The organism is Streptomyces sp. MnatMP-M17 (genome assembly GCF_900091995.1).
Classification (GTDB): Bacteria; Actinomycetota; Actinomycetes; order Streptomycetales; family Streptomycetaceae; genus Streptomyces.
Genome location: NZ_FMDK01000471.1, coordinates 1 through 8,418 on the forward strand (window position 1 = coordinate 1; position 8,418 = coordinate 8,418).

The following is an 8,418-nucleotide window of genomic DNA, read 5'->3' on the forward strand; positions in this document are numbered from 1 at the left end:
CTCGCTGTCGGGAGCGGCGGCCTGGCTGGGGGTGGGCGCGGCGGCGGCTGCCGCGGGCCACGGTATGCCCTGGCCGGTTCTGGCGGTCGGCGCGCTGATCTGCGCGGGTGCCGCACTCGCTCCGGATCTGGACCACAAGGCGGCGACGATCTCCCGGGCGTTCGGCCCGGTGTCGCGGACGCTCTGCGAGATCGTGGACAAGCTCTCGTACGCCGTCTACAAGGCCACACGGAAGCCCGGGGATTCGCGCAGGACCGGTGGCCATCGCACCCTGACGCACACCTGGCTCTGGGCGGTGCTGATCGGGGCCGGCGCCTCGGCGGTGGCATACGCGGGTGGCCGCTGGGCGGTGCTCGCGATCCTGTTCGTACATCTCGTGCTCGCCGTGGAGGGCCTGCTGTGGCGGGCCGCACGGGTCTCCAGTGATGTGCTGGTCTGGCTGCTCGGTGCCACCAGTGCCTGGATCCTGGCGGACGTCCTGGACAAGCCGGGCAACGGCGCCGACTGGCTGTTCACGGCACCGGGACAGGAATACCTCTGGCTGGGCCTGCCGATCGTGCTGGGCGCGCTGGTGCACGACATCGGGGACGCGCTGACGGTGTCGGGCTGCCCGATCCTGTGGCCCATACCGCTGGGCCGTAAGCGCTGGTACCCGATAGGCCCGCCGAAGGGAATGCGGTTCCGCGCCGGGAGCTGGGTGGAGCTGAAGGTGCTGATGCCGGCGTTCATGGTGCTGGGCGGAGTGGGCGGAGCGGCGGCGCTGGGCTTCATATAGGCGGTGGTACGGGGAGGGCCGGGGCGTCCGTCCGAACGCTCCGGCCCCTCTTTCTGCTGCGGTAGCCGTGTACCGCGGTCAGCCGTGTACTGCGCGGTCAGCCGTGCCAGGAGCGCCACAGCGCCGCGTACGCGCCGTTCGCCGCCACCAGTTCGTCATGGCTGCCCAGTTCGCTGATCCGGCCCTCCTCGACCACCGCGATCACATCCGCGTCATGCGCGGTGTGCAGCCGGTGCGCGATCGCCACGACCGTACGGCCGTCCAGGACCTTGGCCAGTGAGCGCTCCAGATGCCGGGCCGCCCTCGGGTCCAGCAGCGATGTCGCCTCGTCGAGCACCAGCGTGTGCGGATCCGCGAGCACCAGTCTGGCCAGCTCGATCTGCTGGGCCTGCGCCGGCGTCAGGGCCGTACCGCCGGAGCCGACCGCGGTGTCCAGACCGTCGTCCAGCGCCCGTGCCCAGCCGTCCGCGTCGACCGCTCCGAGGGCCGCCCACAGTTCGGCGTCCGCCGCGCCCGTACGGGCCAGCAGCAGATTGTCGCGCAGCGAGCCCACGAACACATGGTGCTCCTGGTTGACCAGGGCGACCTGCTCCCGTACCCGCTCGGCCGGCATCCGGGACAGCTCCGCTCCGCCGAGCGTGATGTGCCCTCGCCGAGGTCCGTAGATGCCCGCGAGCAGCCGGCCCAGTGTCGACTTCCCGGCTCCCGAAGGGCCGACCAGGGCGAGCCTGGTGCCGGGAGCGACGTCCAGCGTCACCCGGTGCAGTACGTCGACGCCCTCGCGGTAGCCGAAGTGGACCTCGTCGGCGCTGACGTCCCGGCCGTCCGGCACGACCGACGCGTCGGTCGTGCCGGACGGCTCGATCTCGCGTACTCCGACGAGCCGGGCGATGGACACCTGGGCGACCTGGAGCTCGTCGTACCAGCGCAGGATCAGACCCACCGGATCCACCAGCATCTGGGCCAAGAGCGCGCCCGTCGTGAGCTGCCCGACCGAGATCCAGCCCTGGAGGACGAAGGCGCCGCCCATCACCAGCACGGCCAGGAAGATCGTCGTATGGGTGAGATTGATGACCGGGAAGAGCACCGACCGCAGCCACAGCGTGTACCGCTCCCACGCCGTCCACTCCTCGATCCGCCGCTCCGACAGCGCCACCCGGCGCTTGCCGAGGCGGTGCGCCTCCACGGTCCGGCCGGCGTCGACGGTCTCGGCGAGCATGGCCGCGACGGCCGCGTATCCGGCGGCCTCCGAGCGGTACGCCGAGGGCGCCCGCCGGAAGTACCAGCGGCAGCCGGCCACCAGCAGCGGCAGCGCCACCAGCACCGCCAGCGCCAGCGGAGGTGCGGTGACGGCCAGCGCGCCGATCAGCAGCCCGGCCCACACCACTCCGATCGCGAGCTGCGGCACGGCCTCGCGCATGGCGTTCGCCAGCCGGTCGATGTCGGTGGTGATACGGGAGAGCAGATCGCCGGTGCCCGCGCGCTCCAGCACACCGGGCGGCAGCCCGACGGCCCTGACGAGGAAGTCCTCGCGCAGATCCGCGAGCATCTCCTCGCCGAGCATCGCGCTGCGCAGCCGTACCAGCCGGGTGAACACGGTCTGGAACACCAGCGCGACGGCGAAGACCGCGACCGTGCGCTCCAGATGCAGTTCACGCGCTCCGTCGGCCAGATCCTCGACGATGCCGCCCAGCAGATACGGGCCGACCATCGAGGCGATCACCGATACGGCGTTGACGGCGACCAGCAGGATGAACGCCTTGCGGTGCCGGCTCAGCAGCTCGCCCACATAGGACCGTACGGTCGCCGGGGTCCCGACCGGCAGGGTCGTCGCCGACTCCGGGGCCGCCGGGTCGTACGCCGGTGGCGCCACGCCGATCATGCTGATTCCTCGATCTCTTCCCGGGCCCGCAGTGACGCCGGCTCCATGATGCGTTCCTGTTTCTGCTCTTGTTCGGTCTCGCGGGTGACGACCGCCCGGTAAGCGGCGTCGCTCCGTACCAGCTCGCGGTGGACGCCCACCGCCGCGACCTCGCCCTCGGGGATGAAGACCACACGGTCCGCGTGGTCCAGCAGCAGCGGCGAGGAGGCGAACACCACGGTCGTACGGCCGGCCCGCAGCTCCTTGACGCCCTGGGCGATCCGGGCCTCCGTGTGCGAGTCCACGGCGGACGTCGGCTCGTCGAGCACCAGCACCTCCGGATCGGTCACCAGCGAACGGGCCAGCGCCAGCCGCTGGCGCTGCCCGCCGGAGAGCGAACGGCCGCGCTCGGTGATCCTGGACCGCATCGGGTCACCGCTGCCGTCCACCGACGCCTGCGCGAGCGCGTCGAGCACATCCACGCACTGGGCGGCGGTGAGCGCCTTCTCCGGATCGACCGCGCCGGAGGCCGGGATGTCCAGCAGCTCCGTGAGCGTGCCGGACAGCAGCACCGGATCCTTGTCCTGGACGAGCACGCTGGCCCGCGCCGCGTCCAGCGGGAGATCGTCCAGCGCCACTCCGCCGAGCAGCACCGACGGACTCTTCTCCTCCTCGGCCGCATGGCCGCCGAGCCGCTCGGCGAGCCGTCCGGCCGCGTCCGGATCGCCGCAGACCACGACGGTCAGCAGTCCGGTCGGCGCGAGCAGCCCGGTGGCCGGGTCGTACAGATCGCCGGTCGGCCTGGCGTCGTCGAGACCGCCGCGCTCGTCCTCGTACGCCGTCCGCTCCAGCGAGAGCACGCGTGCCGCGCGCTTCGCGGAGGGCCGCGAGAAGGAGTACGCCATGGCGATCTCCTCGAAGTGCCGCAGCGGGAAGAGCAGCAGGGTCACCGCGCTGTAGACGGTCACCAGACCGCCCACCTCGATCCGGCCGTCCAGCGCGAGCCGGGCTCCGTACCAGATGACGGACATCAGCATGACGCCCGGCAGCAGCACCTGGATCGCCGAGATCAGCGACCACATACGGGCGCTGCGGACGGCGGCCTTGCGCACCTCCTGCGAGGCGGCGCGGTAGCGGCCGAGGAACAGCTCCTCACCGCCGATGCCGCGCAGTACGCGCAGCCCGGCGACGGTGTCCGAGGCCAGTTCGGTGGCCTTTCCGGCCTTCTCGCGCTGGATATCGGCGCGCTGGGTGGCGCGGGGGAGCAGCGGCAGTACGGCGAGGGCGAGCACCGGCACACCGACGGCGACCAGCGTGCCCAGCTGCGGCAGATACAGCACCAGGCCGAGACAGATCATCACGATCGCGATGGCGGCGGCGAGGAAGCGCGAGAGCGCCTCCACGAACCAGCCGATCTTCTCCACATCGCCGGTGGAGACGGCGACGACCTCGCCGGCGGCCACCCGGCGGGTCAGCGCGGAGCCCAGCTCCGCGGTCTTGCGGGCCAGCAACTGCTGGAGACGCGCGGCGGCGGTGATCCAGTTGGTGACGGCGGAGCGGTGCAGCATGGTGTCGCCGATGGCGATGGCGGCGCCGAACAGCGCGATGAGGCCACCGGCGAGCGCGAGCCGGCCGCCGGAGCGGTCGACGACTGCCTGGACGGCGAGCCCGGCGCCCACCGAGAGGCCGCCGATACCGGTGAAGTGCAGCAGCCCCCAGGCGAGGGCCTTGAGCTGGCCGCCGAGCTGTTTGCGTCCGAGCCACAGCAGGAACCGAGGGCCTGACCGAGCGTCGGGGATCCCGGGATCGGGATAGGGAAGGTCGCGAATCTGCATGATGCCCCATGACTCGTGGAGTGGCCCAAACCGTGCAAGGTTCGCCTTGGTGAAGGGTCGAGGGCAACGGGTTTTCCGCGTGGAGCGCCAGATCGAGCCAGTTGGAGCCACGCCGGAGGGACATTCCGGTGACAACCCGGAGGGATGCTGGGACGGCGGACGGGCGGCTCAGCAGCGGTGGTGACGGCCTCCGTCGACCAGCGTCGACAGCAGTCCGCCGAACACCTCGCGCTGGTCGGCGGTGAGTGGCGCGAGGATGTCCTCCGCCGCGGCCCGCCGCGCCACGCGCAGCGACCTCAGCGTGGTCCGGCCGCTCTCGGTCAGCTCGATACGGACCACCCTTCGGTTGGTCGGATCGGGCGCGCGCCGCACCCAGCCGCTCGCCTCAAGGCCGTCGACCAGGCTGGTCACGGCCCGGGGCACCACTTCGAGACGCTCGGCCAGATCGGCCATCCGTGGCGGCTGCTCGTAATACGCGACCGTACGCAGCAGCCGCGCCTGTGCGGGAGTGATGCCGATCGGCTCCATCTGCCGCTTCTGGACGCGCTGGAGCCGACGGGTCAGCCGCAGCAACTGCTCGGCCAGCATGCCGTCGGCGTCAGGGGTGCTCATACGGGAACAATATCAGGACCTCGTTCATTGTGTACATAGGTAACAGTGAGCTAGGCTCTGAAGCCGAGCTCGGAGTCCGAGGCCGGGCTTGGGTCCGAAGCCGAGCTCAAAAACGTATCCGTCCCGCGCTTCCGCGGAAGCCCTCCCGTCCTTCGAAGGAGCCCATGAAACCCGAGGAATCCACCTGGACACCGCCGCCCCGTCCTGACCGTTCGGACCGAACGGACCGAACGGACCGAACGGGACAGCCGGAGGAGCCCGCGCAGCTCCGGCGCATCTTCGGTCTCTTCCGTCCCTACCGCGGCCGGCTCGCGATCGTGGGGCTGCTGGTCGGCGCCTCGTCGCTGGTCTCGGTCGCCTCGCCGTTCCTGCTCCGCGAGATCCTGGACACCGCGATCCCGCAGGGCCGCACCGGACTGCTCAGCCTGCTCGCCCTCGGCATGATCGCCACCGCGGTCGTCAACAGCGTCTTCGGCGTGCTCCAGACGCTGATCTCCACGACGGTCGGCCAGCGGGTCATGCACGATCTGCGCACCGGTGTCTACAGCCAGCTCCAGCGCATGCCGCTCGCCTTCTTCACCAGGACGAGGACCGGCGAGGTCCAGTCCCGTATCGCCAATGACATCGGCGGTATGCAGGCGACCGTCACCTCCACCGCGACCTCCCTGGTCTCCAATCTCACGGCCGTCGTCGCCTCGGTCGTCGCGATGCTCGCCCTGGACTGGCGGCTGACCGCCGTCTCGCTGCTCCTGCTGCCGCTGTTCGTCTGGATAAGCCGTATCGTCGGCCGCGAGCGCAAGAAGATCACCACGGACCGCCAGCGTCAGATGGCCACGATGGCGGCCACCGTCACCGAGTCACTCTCGGTGAGCGGCATTCTGCTCGGCCGCACGATGGGGCGTGCCGATTCGCTGACCAAGTCCTTCGCCGACGAGTCCGAGCGGCTGGTGGATCTGGAGGTCCGCTCGAACATGGCCGGGCGCTGGCGCATGTCCACCATCGGCATCGTCATGGCCGCCATGCCCGCCGTCATCTACTGGGCCGCGGGATTCGCGATGGGCGCCGGGGGAACCGCCGTCTCCATCGGTACGCTCGTCGCCTTCGTCTCGCTCCAGCAGGGTCTGTTCCGGCCGGCCGTGAGCCTGCTCTCCACCGGAGTGCAGATGCAGACCTCGCTCGCTCTGTTCCAGCGCATCTTCGAGTATCTCGACCTGCCGGTCGACATCACCGAGCCCGAGCGGCCGGTCAGGATCGACACGGTCCGTGGTGAGGTGCGGTTCGACGGAGTCGACTTCAGCTACGACGACACGGGTGGCAAGGGCGGCAAGGGCGGGCAGGCGACGCTCCGGGAAATCGATCTGACCGTTCCCTCCGGCGGCAGCCTCGCCGTGGTCGGGCCCACGGGCTCGGGCAAGTCGACGCTCAGCTATCTCGTGCCCCGGCTGTACGACGTGACCGGCGGCCGGGTCCTGCTCGACGGTGTCGATGTGCGCGATCTGGACTTCGACACACTCGCCCGCGCTGTCGGTGTGGTCTCCCAGGAGACCTATCTCTTCCATGCCTCCGTCGCCGAGAATCTGCGCTTCGCCAAGCCGACGGCCACGGACGAGGAGATAGAGACGGCAGCCAGGGCCGCCCAGATCCATGACCACATCGTCTCGCTTCCCGACGGCTACGACACCCTGGTGGGCGAGCGCGGATACCGCTTCTCCGGAGGTGAGAAGCAGCGGCTCGCGATCGCCCGTACGATCCTGCGCGACCCGCCGGTGCTGATCCTGGACGAGGCGACCAGCGCGCTGGACACCCGTACCGAGCACGCGGTGCAGCAGGCCATCGACGCGCTCTCCCGGGGCCGTACGACCATCACCATCGCGCACCGGCTCTCCACCGTCCGGGACGCCGACCAGATCGTCGTACTCGACAAGGGCCGAGTCGCCGAGCGGGGCAGCCATGACGAGCTGCTCCGGCAGGACGGGCGCTATGCCGCCCTGGTCCGCAGGGACAGCCTGCCGGGACACGCCGACGAGCTGGCTCCGGTCACCACCTGAGCGCGCTCGTCACCCTGCCGCGTTCCCGGCACGGACGCGGCAGCGCCTCGGCTCGGGCGCCGGCTGCGCGTCCGCGGATCACCCCCGTACGTATGCCATCCGTGTCGCCGCACCTCAGGTACCGGGATCGGTGATCACTCCGGGTTACCGTGCCCATATGATGAACGAGCCTCCGGGGGCGAGACCCGGTCGCAGACTCCGTCTGACCCGCCGTGGCCGGCTGGTCCTGCTGGTGGCCACCACCCTCGCCGTCGGGGCGGCGGTGCTGGTGCCCGTACTCCTGATGGGCGGGGAGAGCGGCGACAAGAAGACCTCCACACTGGTCATTCCGGAAGGGCGGCGCGCCTCCGAGGTGTACGCGTCCGTCGACAAGGCCCTCGAACTGCCGATGGGCACCACCAAGGACGCGGCGACCGCCGCGCGGCTCAAGCTGCCGGAGGCGGCCAAGGGCAATCCCGAGGGCTATCTCTTCCCGGCCACCTATCCCATCAATTCCTCGACCACTCCGGCCGGTCTCCTCAGCTATATGGTCAGAACCGCCAACCAGAAGTTCACGGGCGACCAGATCACCGCCGGTTCCGAGCGCAACGGTATGACGATCTATCAGTCGGTCACCATCGCCAGCATCGTGCAGGCCGAGGCGGATACGCCGACCGATATGGCGAAGGTCTCCAGGGTCGTGCACAACCGGCTCGCCCTGGGCATGCCGCTCCAGATGGACTCGACGCTCAACTACGCGCTCAACCGGAACACGCTCGACACCACACACGCCGACACAAAGATCGACAGCCCGTACAACACCTATCAGCGCAAGGGACTGCCGCCGACACCGATCGGGAATCCGGGCGAGGAGGCGATGAACGCGGCGCTCAACCCGTCACGCGGCGAGTGGCTGTACTTCGTCACCGTGGCGGAGGGAGACACCCGCTTCACCAACAACTACTCCGAGCACCAGAAGAACGTGGAGGAGTTCAACCAGAACCGTGCCAACGCGAACGGCAGCGGCAGCGGCAATGGGGACGGGGACGGCTGAGACCGGCTCGGTTCAGACCGCCGCCGCCTCAGGCTCGCGTTCCAGCAGCCGCTTGATGTCCCGTACTGCCGCCCGGCCGGCACGGTTGGCGCCGATGGTGGAGGCGGAAGGGCCGTATCCGACGAGATGGACGCGTTCGTCCCGTACCGCACGCGTCTCCTCGACCCGGATGCCGCCGCCCGGCTCCCGCAGCCGCAGCGGTGCGAGATGGTCGATGGCGGCGCGGAAGCCGGGCGCCCAGAGGATCACATCGG

The 8,418-nt window shown here is 70.2% G+C and carries 6 protein-coding genes and 1 pseudogene; 3 read left to right on the plus strand and 4 right to left on the minus strand.

Features of this window, described 5'->3' with window-relative positions; translation table 11 throughout:
- Nucleotides 1-775, plus strand: a 775-nt coding sequence (locus GA0115259_RS21190) for a metal-dependent hydrolase (protein ID WP_107469236.1), incomplete at its 5' end; no start/stop codon positions are given.
- A 97-nt stretch (nucleotides 776-872) separates the two neighbouring features.
- Here the strand turns inward: GA0115259_RS21190 and GA0115259_RS21195 are convergent.
- The 3 genes from GA0115259_RS21195 to GA0115259_RS21205 form a co-directional block, all read right to left on the minus strand.
- Nucleotides 873-2,657 carry an ABC transporter ATP-binding protein gene (locus GA0115259_RS21195; RefSeq protein WP_093599538.1) on the minus strand — a complete coding sequence of 595 codons (1,785 nt, stop codon included), beginning with the start codon at nucleotides 2,655-2,657 and terminating at the stop codon, nucleotides 873-875.
- On the minus strand, nucleotides 2,654-4,471 hold the full coding sequence (locus tag GA0115259_RS21200; RefSeq protein WP_093599542.1) for an ABC transporter transmembrane domain-containing protein: 1,818 nt from the start codon (nucleotides 4,469-4,471) through the stop codon (nucleotides 2,654-2,656). Before GA0115259_RS21200 ends, GA0115259_RS21195 begins: the two co-directional genes overlap by 4 nt.
- A 168-nt stretch (nucleotides 4,472-4,639) precedes the next feature.
- Nucleotides 4,640-5,083, minus strand: coding sequence for a MarR family winged helix-turn-helix transcriptional regulator (locus GA0115259_RS21205; RefSeq protein ID WP_093599545.1), 444 nt, complete (start codon nucleotides 5,081-5,083; stop codon nucleotides 4,640-4,642).
- A 164-nt stretch (nucleotides 5,084-5,247) separates the two neighbouring features.
- Between GA0115259_RS21205 and GA0115259_RS21210 the strand changes: the two genes are divergently transcribed.
- Both GA0115259_RS21210 and mltG read left to right on the plus strand, forming a co-directional pair.
- Nucleotides 5,248-7,131, plus strand: coding sequence for an ABC transporter ATP-binding protein (locus GA0115259_RS21210; RefSeq protein ID WP_093599548.1), 1,884 nt, complete (start codon nucleotides 5,248-5,250; stop codon nucleotides 7,129-7,131).
- A 157-nt stretch (nucleotides 7,132-7,288) separates the two neighbouring features.
- On the plus strand, nucleotides 7,289-8,164 hold the full coding sequence (gene mltG / locus GA0115259_RS21215; protein ID WP_093599551.1) for an endolytic transglycosylase MltG: 876 nt from the start codon (nucleotides 7,289-7,291) through the stop codon (nucleotides 8,162-8,164).
- Between the two features lie 12 nt (nucleotides 8,165-8,176).
- On the opposite strand, the pseudogene GA0115259_RS21220 reads toward mltG, so the two are convergent.
- Nucleotides 8,177-8,418: pseudogene (locus GA0115259_RS21220) on the minus strand (pyridine nucleotide-disulfide oxidoreductase); the annotation flags it as partial.